Origin of the sequence: Klebsiella sp. CN_Kp100, from assembly GCF_040065315.1 — a bacterium.
Classification (GTDB): domain Bacteria; phylum Pseudomonadota; class Gammaproteobacteria; order Enterobacterales; family Enterobacteriaceae; genus Klebsiella; species Klebsiella oxytoca.
Genome location: NZ_JBEAIJ010000004.1, coordinates 74032 through 91192, shown reverse-complemented (window position 1 = coordinate 91192; position 17161 = coordinate 74032). Strand labels below are relative to the sequence as shown.

Annotated in this window: 14 protein-coding genes and 1 pseudogene; 4 read left to right on the top strand and 11 right to left on the bottom strand. The window is 58.1% G+C overall.

Annotation, left to right across the window (positions count from 1 at the left end; all coding sequences use genetic code 11):
• Positions 1-31 precede the first annotated feature (31 nt).
• Complete coding sequence (gene treC, locus ABLV12_RS04450; RefSeq protein ID WP_049593792.1) at positions 32-1687, top strand: alpha,alpha-phosphotrehalase; 1656 nt, start codon at positions 32-34, stop codon at positions 1685-1687.
• A 105-nt stretch (positions 1688-1792) separates the two neighbouring features.
• On the opposite strand, the gene celB is transcribed toward treC, so the two are convergent.
• The 3 genes from celB to ABLV12_RS04435 form a co-directional block, all read right to left on the bottom strand.
• On the bottom strand, positions 1793-3148 hold the full coding sequence (gene celB, locus ABLV12_RS04445; RefSeq protein WP_348866804.1) for a PTS cellobiose transporter subunit IIC: 1356 nt from the start codon (positions 3146-3148) through the stop codon (positions 1793-1795).
• A 26-nt stretch (positions 3149-3174) separates the two neighbouring features.
• Positions 3175-4482 (bottom strand): 6-phospho-beta-glucosidase, encoded by a 1308-nt coding sequence (locus ABLV12_RS04440; RefSeq protein ID WP_160886380.1) that lies wholly within the window; start codon positions 4480-4482, stop codon positions 3175-3177.
• A 79-nt stretch (positions 4483-4561) separates the two neighbouring features.
• On the bottom strand, positions 4562-4870 hold the full coding sequence (locus ABLV12_RS04435; RefSeq protein WP_016809334.1) for a PTS sugar transporter subunit IIB: 309 nt from the start codon (positions 4868-4870) through the stop codon (positions 4562-4564).
• Between the two features lie 259 nt (positions 4871-5129).
• On the opposite strand from ABLV12_RS04435, the gene ABLV12_RS04430 reads away from it, so the two are divergent.
• From ABLV12_RS04430 to nrdG, 3 genes are all read left to right on the top strand, one after another.
• A complete protein-coding gene (locus ABLV12_RS04430) occupies positions 5130-5873 on the top strand; it encodes a MurR/RpiR family transcriptional regulator (protein WP_004108963.1) in 744 nt (247 codons plus the stop codon).
• 370 nt (positions 5874-6243) lie between these two features.
• Positions 6244-8382 (top strand): anaerobic ribonucleoside-triphosphate reductase, encoded by a 2139-nt coding sequence (gene nrdD, locus ABLV12_RS04425; protein WP_004108965.1) that lies wholly within the window; start codon positions 6244-6246, stop codon positions 8380-8382.
• A 328-nt stretch (positions 8383-8710) separates the two neighbouring features.
• Complete coding sequence (gene nrdG, locus ABLV12_RS04420; protein WP_004108967.1) at positions 8711-9175, top strand: anaerobic ribonucleoside-triphosphate reductase-activating protein; 465 nt, start codon at positions 8711-8713, stop codon at positions 9173-9175.
• Positions 9176-9185: 10 nt separating this feature from the next.
• Here the strand turns inward: nrdG and ABLV12_RS04415 are convergent.
• The 8 genes and pseudogenes from ABLV12_RS04415 to ABLV12_RS04380 all read right to left on the bottom strand — a co-directional run.
• Positions 9186-9457: pseudogene (locus ABLV12_RS04415) on the bottom strand (type II toxin-antitoxin system RelE/ParE family toxin); the annotation flags it as partial.
• Positions 9439-11349, bottom strand: a complete 1911-nt coding sequence (locus ABLV12_RS04410; RefSeq protein ID WP_032728793.1) for a PRD domain-containing protein — start codon at positions 11347-11349, stop codon at positions 9439-9441. The gene ABLV12_RS04410 and the pseudogene ABLV12_RS04415, both read right to left, overlap by 19 nt.
• Before the next feature lie 22 nt (positions 11350-11371).
• Entirely contained in the window at positions 11372-12523 is a 1152-nt protein-coding gene (locus tag ABLV12_RS04405; RefSeq protein WP_049593789.1) for a lactonase family protein, read from the bottom strand.
• Between the two features lie 173 nt (positions 12524-12696).
• Positions 12697-13437 carry a KDGP aldolase family protein gene (locus tag ABLV12_RS04400; protein ID WP_202862127.1) on the bottom strand — a complete coding sequence of 247 codons (741 nt, stop codon included), beginning with the start codon at positions 13435-13437 and terminating at the stop codon, positions 12697-12699.
• Complete coding sequence (locus ABLV12_RS04395) at positions 13434-14552, bottom strand: DgaE family pyridoxal phosphate-dependent ammonia lyase (protein WP_004108979.1); 1119 nt, start codon at positions 14550-14552, stop codon at positions 13434-13436. The genes ABLV12_RS04400 and ABLV12_RS04395 overlap by 4 nt, the downstream gene beginning before the upstream one ends.
• Complete coding sequence (locus ABLV12_RS04390; protein ID WP_348866803.1) at positions 14536-15669, bottom strand: amidohydrolase/deacetylase family metallohydrolase; 1134 nt, start codon at positions 15667-15669, stop codon at positions 14536-14538. The genes ABLV12_RS04395 and ABLV12_RS04390 overlap by 17 nt, the downstream gene beginning before the upstream one ends.
• A gap of 42 nt (positions 15670-15711) precedes the next feature.
• Complete coding sequence (locus ABLV12_RS04385; protein WP_016809340.1) at positions 15712-16356, bottom strand: DUF4310 family protein; 645 nt, start codon at positions 16354-16356, stop codon at positions 15712-15714.
• Positions 16357-16368: 12 nt separating this feature from the next.
• Positions 16369-17145: a DUF4311 domain-containing protein gene (locus ABLV12_RS04380; RefSeq protein ID WP_004098075.1), complete on the bottom strand. Its 777-nt coding sequence runs from the start codon at positions 17143-17145 to the stop codon at positions 16369-16371.
• Positions 17146-17161 lie beyond the last annotated feature (16 nt).

Genomic DNA, 17161 nt, shown 5'->3' with positions numbered 1-17161 from the left:
TCGCCCCCCTTTTTTGTAGCAGGAACGCAATATGAATACCCTTCCCCTCTGGTGGCAAAACGGCGTTATTTATCAAATCTATCCGAAGAGTTTCCAGGATACGACCGGCACCGGTACCGGCGATCTGCGCGGTGTCACCTCCCGCCTCGACTATCTGCAAAAGCTTGGCGTTGACGCTATCTGGCTGACGCCGTTCTACGTCTCGCCGCAGGTGGATAACGGCTACGATGTGGCCAACTATACCGCTATCGACCCCGCCTACGGCACGCTGGACGATTTTGACGAGCTGGTGGCTCAGGCGAAGGCGCGAGGAATTCGTATCGTGCTGGATATGGTGTTGAACCACACTTCGACCGAGCATGCCTGGTTCCGGGAAGCGCTCAGCAAAGAGAGTCCGTATCGCCAGTTCTATATCTGGCGCGACGGCGAGCCGACCACCCCGCCGAACAACTGGCAATCTAAGTTTGGCGGCAACGCCTGGCAGTGGCACGCCGAAAGCGAGCAGTACTATCTGCATCTGTACGCCGTCGAGCAGGCGGATCTGAACTGGGAAAATCCGGCGGTGCGCGCGGAACTGAAAAAAGTCTGCGAATTCTGGGCCGATCGCGGCGTCGACGGCCTGCGCCTCGACGTTATCAATGTTATCTCCAAAGACCAGTCCTTCCCGTCCGATACCGCTGGCGATGGCCGCCGCTTTTATACCGACGGTCCGCGAGCGCACGAATTTTTGCAGGAGATGAGCCGCGATGTCTTCACCCCGCGAAATCTGATGACGGTGGGCGAAATGTCCTCCACCACGCTTGAACATTGCCAAAAATATGCGGCGCTCGACGGCAGCGAACTCTCGATGACCTTTAACTTCCACCATCTGAAGGTGGACTACCCCGGCGGAGAGAAGTGGACGCTGGCGCGACCGGATTTTGTGGCGTTGAAATCGCTGTTCAGGCACTGGCAGCAGGGAATGCACAATCGCGCCTGGAATGCGCTGTTCTGGTGTAACCACGATCAGCCGCGCATCGTCTCCCGTTTCGGTGATGAAGGGGAATACCGCGTCCCGGCGGCGAAAATGCTGGCGATGGTGCTGCACGGCATGCAGGGCACGCCCTATATTTATCAGGGCGAAGAGATTGGCATGACTAATCCGCACTTTACGCGCATCACCGATTATCGCGACGTTGAGAGCCACAACATGTATATCGAACGCGCGGCTCAGGGCCGGGACGCGGATGAACTGTTGGCGATTCTGGCCAGTAAATCGCGCGATAACAGCCGCACGCCCATGCAGTGGAACCGCGGTGAAAACGGCGGATTCACCGCAGGCGAGCCGTGGATTGCGCTGTGCGACAACTATCGCGAGATTAACGCCGAAGCAGCGCTGGCGGACCCGGAATCCGTGTTTTATGCCTATCAGCAGCTGATTGCGCTGCGCAAGAGCACGCCGGTGCTGACCTGGGGCGATTACCAGGACCTGCTGCCGGAACATCCGTCGCTGTGGTGCTACCGCCGTCAGTGGCAGGGACAAACGCTGGTCGTCGTGGCGAACCTGAGCCGCGAGTTCCAGCGCTGGCAGCCGGAAGCCATGAGCGGCGACTGGCGGACGCTCATGAGCAACTACGCGGAAGTGGCGAACCGCCCTGCCGATATGACCCTGCGCCCGTTTGAAGCGGTATGGTGGCTGCAGGCGTAACCCCCTCCCCGGCTTGCGCTACGCTTAGCCGGGCTACCGATTCACAGCCGTCTGCGGGCCGGTAGCCCGGGCAGGCGCGTCAAGCGCCGCCTCCGGGAATACGCTTTAAATACGGTCAGCCGCCGACAGCGTCGCGCTGGCCTCCGGCTGCGCGGACGCCTGCTCTTCTTTCGCCTTCAGGCGATCCCATACCCGGAAGAACGGATAGTAGATCACCAGCGAGATCGCCAGGTTCACCACCTGCAGCACCGCGCCGGAAATATGCCCTCCGGTCGCCAGATAGCCGCTCATAAAAATAGGCGTGGTAAACGGTAGCGCAATCCCCGCCGGCTTCATTACCAGCCCGGTGGCCATCGCGGTATACGAGACAATCACCAGCAGGACCGGCGTCAAAATAAACGGCAGGAAAAAGTACGGGTTCATTACCAGCGGAATGCCGAATACCATCGGCTCGCTGATATTAAACAGCGCCCCCGGTGCGGCGATTTTCCCCAGCTGTTTCATCTGCTGGCTACGGCTGCGCAGCAGCATAAAAATCACCAGCCCCAGCAGCGCACCGGTACCGCCGGGCGCAATCCACAGGTCATAAAACTGCTGGGTAATGATATGCGGGATCGGCAGTCCATTCTGAAACGCTTCCAGGTTTTCCGACATATTCGACAGCCAGACCGGGCGAATAAACACCAGCACAATGGTGTCGCCGTGCAGCCCCAGGGTCCACAGGATACCAATCAGGATCACCGAGATAATCATCCCCGGCAGCGAACCGCCGACGTGCGACATGGGAATACCGATAAGGGTGGTAATCATGCTATTGATATCGCCGAACGGCGAAGCTTCAACGATCAGGCGCAGCACCAGCACCACGGCCAGCACGCAGAAACCGGGGATCAGGGCGAGAAAAGATTTCGCCACCGCGGGCGGTACGCCGTCCGGCATGCGGATCACCAGATTACGGCTGGCCACCAGGCGATAAATCTCTGTAGAGAGCAGCGAAATCACAATCGCCACAAACAGTCCCTGGCTGCCAATCATCCCCACCGGCAGCACGCCTTTGACGATTTGCGCCGCTGAACCGTCTGCCGGCGTAAAGAGCGTCACCTGGGGGATTGTCATCACAAACGCCACCAGCGACATCGCCCCGGCGCTTAGCGGATCCAGGGTGCGATATTTCTCCGCCAGCCGGTAGGCAATGCCGAAGGCGGAGAGCAGCGCCATGATGTCATAGGTCGCTTTGACCGGGTACAGCATCTTATCGCGCCAGGCATCGCCAAACACGCTGGCCATCAGCTCACCGTAACCAGGGATCGGCAGATAAGCGAATATCAGGAAAAACGAACCGATCAGCATAAACGGCATATTAAGGATAATGCCGTCACGTACCGACAGGACATGCTTCTGCCCGCCGATTTTCAGCGCGGCGGGCATGACATAGCGTTCAATAAATGAAGTACGAGACATAGTGGTATCCCCGAAGGCGGAAAAGTTTAGTTAAACTGCGTTAACCAGGGGCGGTTGATGGTTAACACCTCATCAAGCAGCGCCCGGGCATCGGTCACATTCCCGACCAGCGGGTTACTCACCAGCGCCAGCAGCGCGCTATCCCGGCAGCCGTGGACCGCGGCCTCAATCGTCAAGCGCTCGAAGGCTTTCACCTGTTGCGTCAGTCCGTTCATGATCGGCGGCAGCGCGCCAAAGGCCAGCGGTCGTGCGCCCTGCGCGTCAATAATGCTGTTAATTTCCACCACCGCATCATCATCGAAGCCGTGAATCGCGCCGTTGTTGCGGGTGTTGACGACCATCTCCTTGCCAAGATTGTTGTAGATGGCGTTAATCAGCTCCACCGCCACTTCGGAGTAGTACGCACCGCCGCGGAAGCTCAGCTGTTCGGGCTTTTCATCCAGATCTGGCCGGGCATAGATATCAAACAGCTCCTGTTCCACCTTCATCACCTGCTCTGCGCGGGTGCCTTTGGTTTTTGCCGCTTCAATCTCTTCCGCCAGCATCGCCGGCGTCAGCCAGTAATAGCGATGATAGGGACAGGGGATCGCCTTCAGGGCCCGCAGAAACTCCGCCGGCCACGGCAGCGATTGAATATTGTTCATCGAGAGCGATTGACCGTCACACAGCATGTCGATGACCTTGCTGGTCACCTCTTCCCGCCCCTGCATCACCTTGTGTACCCAGACCATATGATTCAGCCCGGCGAAGCTCAGCCGAACCTCCTCTTCTTTTGCGACCAGCATTCCGGCAATCATATGCTGCATATTGATGGGCACGTTGCACAGGCCGATGATTTTGGCGCTGCTGTAGCGACTCACCGCTTCCGTCACAATCCCGGCCGGATTGGTAAAATTGAGGATAAAGGCATCGGGCGCCAGCGCTTCCACCTTGCGGGCAACCTGTAAAATCACCGGAATAGTGCGCAGCGCTTTGGCAAATCCGCCGACGCCGGTAGTTTCCTGGCCCAGCAACTGATACTTCAGCCCCAGACGCTCATCCGCCGCCCGCGCCGCCAGCTGACCAACCCGCAGCTGAGTCAGCACAAATTTAGCGCCGCGAATGGCCTCATCCAGGCTGAAATGCACGCTGACCTTAACCTGTTCGAGGCCATGGCGCTTAAACATACGCTGGGTCAGCGCGGCGATAATCGCCACTTTCTCGCGCCCGGCGTCAACATCGACCAGCGCCAGCTCCGTGACCGGAATCTGCTGATGGCGAAGGATGATGCCTTCGATAAGTTCCGGCGTATAGCTGCTGCCGCCGCCGATTACAGCTATTTTCAATGCTTGCATAGTGGCCTCATTTTTGGCGTACAGATCCCCGCGCAAGGCCGCAGTGGCTTTGCGAAATGAACGCGTTGATGGGATAGCGTTAGTGGTTCAGCAGAGCGAGCGCTTTATCCAGTACGGCGGCCCCGCGCATCATGCCGTAATCCGCCATGTCGATCACCGCCACGGCTTTTCCGTGCGGGGCAGCAAGCTCCGTCAACCGGGCCGCTTCATATTTCACCTGCGGCCCCAGCAAAATCACGTCGGCATTGGGCAACTCGCGCTCAAACTCGGCGACGGGTACAGCGTAAATCTCCAGCGCCAGCGCGCGCTGTTGCGCCTCGGCTTTCATTTTGTTAACCAGCATGCTGGTGGACATTCCGGCGGCGCAGCACAGGACAATACGTGGCATAATTCCCCCCCATGGGTTTTGCTTGAGCGAGTGCTAAACAGGCACCATCGACTATAGGGCGAGGTGCGGGTACAGAAGAAGGCCATATGAAAATTTTTTTCATATACGTGATCGAGGCGTTATTTTTCACCCTTATAATTGCCCATAAAAAGCAGAACCAGCAATAATCCCAGGCATTACGCGTGATTAAGTGGTATAAAAAGCCATCATTATTTGAAAAATATTTTCAATCTGGCGGTGGCAGAGAGAGGCTGAAAGCATGGATATCGTAGGACAGTTACAGGAAGGCATGACTCGCTTAAGCGCTCAGGAATCGAAGGTCGCGGCATTTATTCTGCAGAATTTAAGTTTTACCGCCAGCGCCTCGATTGATGAACTGGCGGCGCGCGCTGGCGTGAGCGCAGCCACGATTACCCGCTTTGCCCGCTCCGTAGGCTGCGAGGATATTCGTGATTTGCGTAAGCAGCTGGCGCAGGCTTGCGAACGGCGCACCGGTTGGCTAAACGAAGAGAGCGCCGCGCTGCCCGCCGCGTGGCGCGACAAATTAAGCCTGATTAGCACAAGTCTGGAACAACAGCTGGTAAGCACCCCCGAATCTACGCTGCAAAAGCTGCGCACGCGTCTGCAAAATGCCCGCGCCGTACACTGTTTCGCCCTTGGCGCACAGGATATTGCGCTGGCCACGCTGCTCCAGCACCAGTTGCTCTCCATCGGGATCGTGATGAATCTCTGCCAGGACAGCGCCCTGATGCGCATGATAGCCAGTACCCTTAGTGACGATCATCTTCTGCTGGTGCTGGCAACCGGCGAGGCCGATGCGATTTTGCAGGGCGCGACCCTGCTGGCCCGGGTACAAGAAGCGACAATTTTCGCCCTCACTCCCGCCGACCATTCATTAAGCAATATGGCCTCCGCGCTGCTGCCCCTGCCCGAGAATGCACAAGCCGCCCGCTACGCCCTGCTGCTGCTGGTCGACCTGCTTAACGACGCGCTGCTCGCCTGACGTTATCCCTATCGGGCCTGAATTTCCTGCGTTCAGGCCCCATTTTTGCTTATTTTATAAGCGGATAAATTTACATTAAGCGCAAGCGCCCATCATTCCTGCTCTCCTCTTTTTACTTTGTTCTGCATCAATAAAATTGCAAACATCTTTGATGCAAAGCACTACATATAGAACTTAAAATGCGCCCCGGCCCCACATATTGTATTAATAGTCTATTATGTCACCACAACCCATCGTACCCGGGCGGTGATGGGATGTGGATAAAAAGGGCCGGGATCGGAGGGAAACGGCGGCAGCTATAGCGCCCCGGGACTTCGGTTAACCTTCCGCCTCTGTGGATAACCTGTTCTATAAAAAGTATGGAGTGATCATGACACCGCATGTGATGAAACGCGATGGCTGTAAAGTGCCGTTCAAGTCAGAGCGCATTAATGAAGCAATTCTACGTGCAGCTAAAGCAGCGGGAGTCGATGACGCAGACTATTGCGCCACCGTCGCAGAAGTCGTTAGCCAGCAAATGCAGGGCCGCACCCAGGTTGATATCAACGAGATCCAGACCGCCGTTGAGAATCAGCTGATGTCCGGCCCTTACAAGCAGCTGGCGCGTGCCTACATTGAATATCGCCACGACCGCGATAGCCAACGTGAAAAACGCGGTCGTCTGAACCAGGAAATTCGCGGCCTGGTTGAGCAGACCAACTCGGCGTTACTCAACGAGAACGCCAACAAAGACAGTAAAGTCATTCCTACCCAGCGCGATCTGCTGGCGGGTATCGTGGCTAAACACTATGCGCGTCAGCACCTGCTGCCGCATGACGTAGTGATGGCGCACGAGCGCGGCCTGATCCACTATCACGATCTCGACTATTCGCCATTCTTCCCGATGTTCAACTGCATGCTGATCGATCTTAAAGGCATGCTGACGCAGGGTTTTAAAATGGGCAACGCCGAGATTGAGCCGCCGAAGTCCATCTCTACCGCCACCGCGGTAACGGCGCAGATTATCGCGCAGGTCGCCAGCCATATTTATGGCGGCACGACCATCAACCGCATCGATGAAGTGCTGGCGCCGTTTGTTACCGAAAGCTTCAATAAGCACCGTAAAATTGCCGAAGAGTGGCAAATCCCCGACGCCGAAGGTTATGCCCGTTCCCGCACCGAGAAAGAGTGCTACGACGCCTTCCAGTCGCTGGAATATGAAGTGAACACCCTGCATACCGCCAACGGTCAGACGCCGTTCGTCACCTTCGGTTTCGGCCTCGGTACCAGCTGGGAATCGCGTCTGATTCAGCAGTCCATTCTGCGCAATCGCATCGCGGGACTAGGTAAAAATCGCAAAACGGCGGTGTTCCCCAAGCTGGTCTTCGCCATTCGCGACGGCCTGAACCATAAGTTTGGCGACGCGAACTACGACATTAAACAGCTGGCGCTGGAGTGCGCGAGCAAGCGCATGTATCCGGATATCCTCAACTACGATCAGGTCGTGAAGGTGACCGGCTCGTTCAAAACCCCGATGGGCTGCCGCAGCTTCCTCGGCGTGTGGGAAAACGAGGACGGCGAACAGGTGCACGATGGCCGCAACAACCTCGGCGTTATCAGCCTCAACCTGCCGCGTATTGCCCTGGAAGCCCGCGGCGACGAAGCTGTGTTCTGGAAACTTCTGGATGAGCGTCTGCAGCTGGCGCGTAAAGCGCTGATGACCCGCATCGCCCGTCTGGAAGGAGTGAAGGCTCGCGTTGCGCCGATTCTGTATATGGAAGGGGCCTGCGGCGTGCGCCTGAAAGCGGATGACGACGTTTCGGAGATTTTCAAAAACGGCCGCGCGTCGATTTCTCTTGGCTATATCGGTATCCATGAAACCATCAACGCGCTGTTCGGCAATAAGCCAATGTACGATAGCGAAGCGCTGCGTGAAAAAGGCGTCGCCATCGTTCAGCGTCTGCGCGAAGCGGTAGACCAGTGGAAAGACGAGACCGGCTACGGCTTTAGCCTGTACAGCACGCCGAGCGAAAATCTCTGCGACCGCTTCTGCCGTCTGGACACCGCTGAGTTCGGCGTAATCGAAGGCGTCACCGACAAAGGGTATTACACCAACAGCTTCCACCTCGATGTGGAGAAGAAGGTGAACCCGTACGATAAAATCGATTTTGAAGCGCCTTACCCGCCACTGGCTAACGGGGGCTTTATTTGCTACGGCGAGTACCCGAATATTCAGCACAACCTGCGGGCGCTGGAAGACGTGTGGGATTATAGCTATCAGCACGTGCCCTATTACGGGACCAATACGCCTATCGATGAGTGCTACGAGTGCGGTTTTACCGGTGAGTTCGAGTGTACCAGCAAAGGCTTCACCTGCCCGAAATGCGGCAACCACGATGCCTCTCGCGTGTCGGTAACCCGCCGGGTATGCGGTTATCTCGGAAGCCCGGACGCCCGCCCGTTCAACGCCGGCAAGCAGGAAGAAGTGAAGCGCCGCGTGAAGCATCTGGGCAACGGGCAGATCGGTTAATTCCAGGTGGTTTAGCCCCTCCCCCTCTCCCCAACGGGGAGAGGGGGCCGGCCCCGTAGCCGTTTGGCCACTAAGGAGCCGTTCCCGGATCGCGGCGCAAAGCGCCTTATCCGGGCCACAACCGCGTATGCGGCTTTTCGTAGCCCGGCCGAGCGCAGCGACGCCGGGAGCTGTTCCCTTTACAAATGCACAGCCCCTCCGTTTCGCAAAGCAATTAGCGTCAGAGCAAGGCGGTAAACGAGGGAATCCCCGGGAGCGTACATTAAGTACGTGACTGGGGTGAGCGAGCGCAGCCAACGCGGCTATGGCGTTAATTGAGAAGCGAAAAATGAATTACCATCAGTACTACCCGGTAGATATTGTTAACGGTCCGGGCACCCGCTGCACCCTGTTCGTTTCCGGCTGCGTTCACGAGTGCCCCGGCTGCTACAACAAAAGCACCTGGCGGCTGAACTCCGGCATGCCGTTTACCGCCGAGATCGCCGACCGCATCATTGCTGACCTCAACGATACGCGCATCAGGCGCCAGGGGATCACGCTTTCCGGCGGCGACCCGCTGCACCCGCAGAACGTGCCGGAGATCCTTAAGCTGGTGCAGCGCGTTCGCGCCGAGTGCCCCGGCAAAGATATCTGGGTATGGACCGGCTACAAGCTGGACGAACTTAACGACGCGCAGATGCAGGTGGTGGATCTCATCAACGTGCTGGTTGATGGCAAATTTGTGCAGGATCTCAAAGACCCGGCGCTAATCTGGCGCGGCAGCAGCAATCAGGTGGTGCATCACCTGAGATAGCCTCTCGCGACAGCCGTTTATAGACGTTCCGATAGACGGCTAGTTTTTCTCGTTTTCTCATCGCAATAACATAAACCATCAATCATCACCTCATCCCGAACCTGATACACCAGTCGGTATCCCGCTGATTTCAGCTGAATTTTATAGCAGTCGGGTCAGCCGCGAAGATTCAATATGAAGGTTCTCCAGCACGACCGCCAGCTGACTTTTGAACTGCTCTTTTACGGTTTCACCCAGCTTATACCATTCTCTGGCAGCGCATCTCAAAACCGGCTGACGCACTCCATGGCCACCGCTTTAAACTCAGCAAAGCTGCGGGTGGCAGCAAGGCGGGTCATTGCGCGCTCGCGCAGGAAGGTGACGAAAATATCGTAGATCGCCATCGCCTCTTCATACTCGCTTTTACTGATGGCGAGCAGGAAGATGATATGCGCGGTTTCATCGCCCCAGGCGATGCCGTGCGGCGCAATTACGGTATAAACCACGGTCTTTTTTGCCAGCAGCCCGAGGGCGTGAGGTAACGCGATCCCGTCGCCGAGCATGGTACTGACGATAGCCTCACGCTCCGCGACCGAATCATGGAACTCCGCCCCGACAAACCCCTCCTGCTGCAGCTGCTGGCACAGCGTAGCAAACAGCGCCTGCTGATCCATCGGGGTATCTATCACCTGAAAGTGAGTCTCATCAAAATACTTATTCAGCATCCAGGGACGGGTGCGGTCCACCAGCACCAGCTTGCCGATTTGGTCGAGCTGGTAGTCGGTAGGAAATGGCGCAATGGTAACTACCGGCTTATCTTTCTCGCTGATGCGCACGGTGGAAATGACAAAATCTTCCGCGATCTCTTCCCGCTGTTCATATTCGCGCTGCGAGAGGGTGGCGGCAATTTCCAGCTGCGGATACTTACGCTGCAGGATGGCTTCAATCATCCTCACCATTGCGTTGCTGGTATCGCAGACCAGCAGCACCTGAGGCTGGCGCTGGTAGCCGATATTGTAATGGCGCTCCAGCCCGACGCCGATATGCAGCACCAAAAAGCCGATCTCGTTTTCGCTGATGGCGTAGGGGGTATATTTTCCCCAGCTGGATACCGCCGCCAGGGTCATGTCCCACGCCATGGGGTAGTGCTGTTTGATATTTTCCAGAAGCGGGTTGGGGATCATTATCTGGTAGCGCACGCGGGTGATCATGGTCTTAATATGGGTCAGCAAATCCGCATGCAGCTGGGCATCCTCCAGCAAATTATAGTTATATTGCTGATTGATATAGCGCAGGATGTAGTTCACCAGCGCTTCGTCGTCGTCGGCGCTGATAGTCCCCGGATCGACATCCTGCACCTGGCGGGCGGCAAGGTGGACGCACAGCCACTCCTCTTCCGCCGGAGCAAGCGGTTTGCCCGCCAGCTGCTGCATCGTATTTGCCAGCTCGCGGGCGGCATCGCGTACGTTTTGCGCGACATCCTCGGCGCTAAAATCGGCTAAAGGATATCCTTCGCTCACTCGGCGCACGGCAACCGCGCCGTACAGGCAAATAAAGCGCTCCCCGGCGTCGGTCAGGCGAACGTGATGGCGGGTTAGCGTTTCCTGCAGCACGCCAGCCAGCAGCGTCGGTACGCTGGCATCAAACGCTTCTTCACCGATAAGCGGGTTCAGCGGCCCCTGCTGACTTAGCTCCCACAGCAGATCGGTCAGGCAGGCGCGAATGGAGACCTCGCTGCCGAACAGCTTCATACCGTGACGCGGCCGGGTCTCAAGGGTGAGCTGATAACGCTGAAAGCGCTCGCGTACGTCAACCATATCGCCCTGTAAGGTGGCGCGGCTGACGAACCACGCATCGGCCAGATCCTCCAGCTTGATTGAGAAAGCGGAAGTTAAAAAGCGCACCAGCAAAAAGTGGATGCGATCCGCCGCGGTTCGCGGGATATGCTGCGCTTTCGGCGCACTCTCTTCCAGCGTCTGATAGCGCGACGAATCGTGAATCACCAGCTGATAACCGCTGCCGCGGGTGAGGATAAACTGCGCGCCATAGTGCTGCAGCAGCGCATTCAACGCGGTGATGTCCGCGCGCACCGTGCGAGTAGAAACCGACAGCCGCTGCGCCAGCTCCTCCTGGGGCAGCGTTTCGTTTTGCAACAGGGTAAACAGCTGCGCTAAACGTTGATTGGGAAATCGCATGTCAGTTCCTTTTTCTTACGGCTCAGGGTTGAGCGGATATCACCATCTGCGACGGGCTGCCAACCGGGGTATAGTCCGGAGAGAACGTCAGCCTGCCATCCTGCGGCGCGACGCGAAAGCGGGTGATGTTGTCGCTACGCTGGTTCATGACGTACAGCCACTGCCCCTGACTGTCGAGCGTCAGCGTGCGCGGATAGTCGCCGCGGGTCCAGATATCGTCCTGATGGCGCAGGCTACCGTCTGCCAGCACCGTAAAGTGGCCGATGCTGTTATGCAGTCGATTGGCAACGTACAGCTGCTTGCCGTCGCGGCTCAGAACCAGACCGGCGGCAAAACTGGTGCCCTTATACGCTTCCGGCAGCGCCGAGACCGTTTTCCCCTCGCGCAACAGGCCGCTTTGCTTATCGAGATGATAGAAAGTGAGCGTCGACGCCTCTTCGTTAATTAACCATAGCCCGTCGCCCTGCGGCGTAAACACAAAATGGCGCGGTCCGGCGCCGGGAGATGAGGCCGCAATAAACGGCGGATCGTTCGGCGTTAGCTTCCCGGTGGCGTTATCCAGCCGGTACTGATAGATCCGATCCAGCCCGAGGTCGGTGGAGTAAACGAACTTACCGCTGGGATCGGCGGCGATCATATGGGCGTGGGGGCCGTTATGATCGCTAATGGCAAAACTGCCTTCAACGGCTGCCGCCGGGCGTTCCGCACCCGCAGGGCCTTGATCCTGATGCACGTCCACCGCCTCGCCCAGGTTACCATCTTCTTTCACCGGCAGCACGGCGATACTACCGCTGACGTAGTTTGCCACCAGCAGATGGCGTCCATCGGAAGTCAGGGAGAGATAAACCGGCCCGGCGCCGCCGGAAGCGACCTGATTCAGCTCACGCAGTTCGCCGTTACTGCCGATGCGCCACGCCTGCACCACACCCTTTTCCATTTCGCTGGCGGCGTACAGGGTTTTGCCATCCGCCGAAACGGTGAGCTGGGCCAGGTTAGGTAGCTTAGCGACCAGCGCTTTATCGCGCAGCTCCCCAGTCTGGTTATCGACGGTAAAGCGATACAGGCCTTCCCCATTGGGGTTGTAGGTACCGACCCAGGCGTACTGGGTTTGCGCAGCGGCGCCGGCGGCGAGCAGAGAGAGTGAAGCAACAAGCAGGTGACGAGCGGTTGGCATGGTGACTCCTTGATGGTTCGGTGGAGGTTTTCCCTTACCCTAATCCTCGCCCATAGGGCCGAGGGCGCAGTTCGGTATTTCTTCGCGCGATCGGCGCAAAAGGCTCCGTCTCTGCTTTTCTCCCTCTCCCTCTCCCTGTCAGGGAGAGGGCCGGGGTGGAGGGGCAATCGGCGCTATTGTACTAACTGTTTGGTGATCGAAAGCAGCTGACGCACGTCCGCCGGGCGGGTATTACCGCTGGCTTTATCAATAATCGAACTGTAGATATGCGGGATAATTTTACTCACGCCGGCGTCCAGCGCGATCTGCAGGATCTCGCCGTAGTTTTCCAGATCGATCCCGCCGGTGGGCTCCAGCCAGAAATCATGACGGGCGCAGGCCTCGGCTACCGCAATAAACTCGTCACGATGCTTTAGCCCGTCCATCGGAAAGTATTTGATCGAACTGCCGCCCATATCTTTCAGCAGGGCAATCGCGGTTTCCAGCGGCACGATGCCGTCCGGCGCGCCGCTGCTGAGCGGGCCGGTGGAGATCTTCACCCTTCCCGGCGTACCGGTTGGCGACACCAGGCCGTTAACCACGGTTTCGTTCTGGCCCAGCAGCGCGCGGCTGGTCGCCACGCCGGTAAATACCTGGTTGACGTGCTGCGGCTGCACCTGGCGAGAAATTTCGCTGACCATCGCCGACTGGTTCGGATCGCCCGCGCCCAGTCCCACGGAGAGCGCGTTATCAATCCGCTGCGCGTATTCACGCATATCGGCAACCGCGCTGGCGACGTCCGGGTAATTTTTGGAGAGCACGCCCACCAGTACATGACCTTCCGCCGCCTCATAAATCTCGCTGGCGTTCTCTTTGCTTCCCGCCAGCACGTTCAGGCAGACGCGGTCACGATAAAAATTAGGGGTCAGTTTCATGCGTTTTTCTCCTTGTTCAAAACCTCTGCGATGCGACGGGAGACAATCTCCAGCTGCTGCGCGTTCACGCTGCGGACATCGGCTTCAATAATGCCTTCATTTGCTTTATAGCCACGGAAGTAGATGGCGTATTCGCCCTGCTTCAGCGCATTGACCAGATCGCCGGTGTTGACGCCGGTCACCGCTTCATCAAACTTAATCTCCGCCCGCGCGATATCGCGGCCGGCGCTGTCCCAGACCACGCGCGCGGTGACGCCATCGAGCGTATTAAGCTGCTGAATAAACGGCGTCATCTTCGCCACCATCTCTTCCCCGCTCTCTTTGCTCGCCGTCAGATAGTGTTCAATGGCGCAGGTCAGGCCGAGGATCCCCTCTTTACCCACCTTCATCGCCCGGCCAATGCCGTTCGACTGGCGTTTGACCCACTCAACGTATTGGGTTTTGCCGATAACCAGCCCGCTGGTCGGCCCTTCTATCGCCTTCGCGCCGCTATAAATCACCAGATCCGCGCCGGCGCGATAGTAGGCCTGGAGGTCTTCTTCCGCCGCCGCATCGACAATCAGCGGCAGATTATGGCTCTTCGCCACCGCTGCCGCCTGCGCCACGTTGAGCATGCTTTTCTGCACGCAGTGGTGGGATTTGATATACAGAATGGCCGCGGTGCGCGGGGTGATAGCCGCCGCCAGCTGCCCGGCAGAACATTCGTTGGCGTAGCCCGCTTCCACCAGCCTGCCGCCGCCCAGCGCTACCATGGTGCCCACCGGCGCGCCAAAGTTGACGTTGTGGCCCTTAGGCAGCACGATTTCGTTGTTTTCAATCGGCGTCACGTGCAGGTTTTCCAGCAGCCAGTCGCTGTCTTTTACCAGCACCGCCGCCACCGACTGGGCGATGCCCGCCGAGGCGCAGGAGACAACGGTCGCCCCTTCCACGTCCAGCAGCTTCGCAATATACGCGCCGGTTTTATTGACCAGATCTTTCATCTCGAAGTACTGGTTCATCCCCGCCATCGCGGCCTCCACGACTTCCGGTCGCGGCGTCGAGACGCCGAGAATGGTCATGCGTCCGGAGGTGTTAATGACCTGCTTTAAATCATATTTCTCAAAAATCGAAGGCATTTTCCGCGCTCCCTTGTTCGGTCAGATAGCCCTTGCCCGTGCGAATGGCGGCAAGCGGCAGCAGAATCTTGTCGGCCTGAAGGCTCTCTTTTTCAGCATCCACCAGCACCGTTGGCGTCTGCGCGAGAGTAAACAGCGTCAGGTCAGCGTCATAGCCCACTTCCAGCCGCCCTTTATGGGAAAGATGCAGGCCTTCCGCGGCGTTGGCGGTCACGCAGTCGATAACCTGCGGCAGCGACATCCCTATAGCGAGGAATTTCGACATCACCAGCGCCAGCGAGCGCACCGGACCGTCGATACGGTTGCGGCAGTAAATATCGGAGCTGATGGTGTGCGGCAGAATGCCCATGGCAATCGCCCGGCGTGCCACTTCGAAGCTGAAGCTGGCGGTGCCGTGGCCGATATCAAGGCGCACGCCGCGCTGTAGCGCGCGGGTAATCGAACTCTTCAGCTCGCCGGACGGCGTCAGAATGCGATTGGGCTTGCCGTTATAGCAGTGAGTAATAATGTCGCCGGAGGTCAACAGATCGGCGATTTCATCCAGATCGGGCGGATTGTTGCCGATATGCACCATCAGCGGCAGGCCGCAGTTTTCCTGCTGAATTGCCTTTGCGCGCGCCAGCGGCGTAATGCCGTTTTCACCCACCACGCTGCTGCTCATCCGCGCCTTCAGGCCGACGATAAAGTTCGGGTAGCGGTTGACCGCCTGCTTCACCGCCTTTGCGTCGATATTCGCCATATTGGCCAGTTCATTCTGGGCAATCAGCCCGACGCGGGAAATGTTAAGCAGGGCATAAACCTCGGTCGCGGCTTTGCGGGTCAGTTGGTAGAAGTCATCAACGTCGTCCGCACCGGTGCTGCCCGCGTCAATCACGGTGGTCACGCCGGTAGCAACCCCCACGCTGTCCGGCTCATCATGGTAAATCGGCGAGTTCGGATAGCAGTGAACGTGAGAGTCAATCCAGCCTGCGCTGACGTAATAGCGACCGTCCAGCTCAAGGATTTTGCGCGCAGGCGCGCTAATCTCGCCAAGCGCCGCGATTTTACCGTCCCGGATGGCGATATCGGTCAGGGTATCGTCGACGAGGCGCGCACGGCGCAGGAGTAAATCAAACATATCTCTCTCCTGTTAACGCGGGCGCCGAGGCGCCCGCAGGACTTAACTAATCGCCACCGGGAAAATTGACCCAAGAAGCATGGCGCCAAGGATCGCGCCGCCGGTGATAGGCTTCTGCCAGATGTAGAACAGCAGCGCGCCCACCAGGGAACCGATGCCGATTGGAATAGAAGCGGTCATGGCGCTGAGGATAATCAACGGTCCGAGGAAGCGGCCTGAGGCGTTACCGGCCCCCATCATGACGTCCGCGCCGTAGGTGGAGTCGCTCTGGTTGATGGTGAATTTGCGCGCCAGGATAATGATGTAGCCAATGGCGAGCCCCAGCACCAGGCCAGTGACCAGCGAGGCGGCAAAGTTGGCGACCGGGAAAACAAAGCCCGCGCCGAGCAGCAGCGCCGGAACGCCTAAGCCGACGCCGGTCTGGATCGCCCCGCCGATATCCAGAATCCCCACCAGTGAGCCTTCGATAATACGCGCGAACAGGAAGCTGGCGCCGAACGCCGCGACCGCGCCGTAGGCACCGGTATCAATTCCCGCTTTCAGCATCGCCACGAAGGCGACTTCATTAAACGCGCCGATGCCGTAGAGGTAGTACATATGCGTCCCGGCAAAAACGCCGGCGGAGAGCAGACCAACAAAGATCGGGAACGACCAGTCGGCATACCAAAAACCTTTATTTTGTTCCATGAGAGGCCCCTGTTATTTACCGCTGAGCGAGTTGTGGATCAGTTCCAGCCAGTTCGGCACGGTCAGATGGAAGGATTCAATCATCTTCATGTCGAAACCGCGGAAGAAGCCGCTCAGAACGAACAGCGCGACGATTGCTACCATCATCACTTTGGTGACGCGGTGCCAGCCGCTCTCTTCCACGCCTTTGCCGATCAGGATGCCCAGCACCAGACCCGGGACGGCGTTACCCATAATCAGCTGCGCCGCGCCGCCGAAAATCGTCGCCCAAAAGCCCGACTTTTTGCCGGCATCAATCGCCGCCAGCCAGAAGATGACCGGCATCACCGTGTTCACCAGCAGGTTTGCCGCCGGAACCAGCACTTTGACCGCCGTCACCTGTAGCGCTTCCGGTACTGAAGAGGCGGTCAGGTTGAGGAAAGCCACAACGATCATGCCGATAATGCCGCAAGCGATGGCCATCTTTTTCGGATCGTGCAGCGTCTCGCCGACGTTGCGGTTTTTGATCATCAGCGCTGCCGCCCCCCAGTTGGGGATGATGCGGTGGTCAACGTCCTGAGTGAAGGAGCCTGCCGCGACGGAAGAGGCCCAGGCGTTGAAGAAGAAGCCCAGACCAAAAGAGAAGTGTGAAGCCGGATCGCCTTCACATGAATTCAGCTCGCCCAAGGTACGAAACGCCCCCATCCCCTGCGTGGTGGGCGCATGAAACATGCGTGCCGCTCCGGCGCCTACGCCGACGCCGACCAGGCCGCCGATGATGAGCGATTTTATTAAAATTATCAGGAACATAGTCTGACCCTTTGGT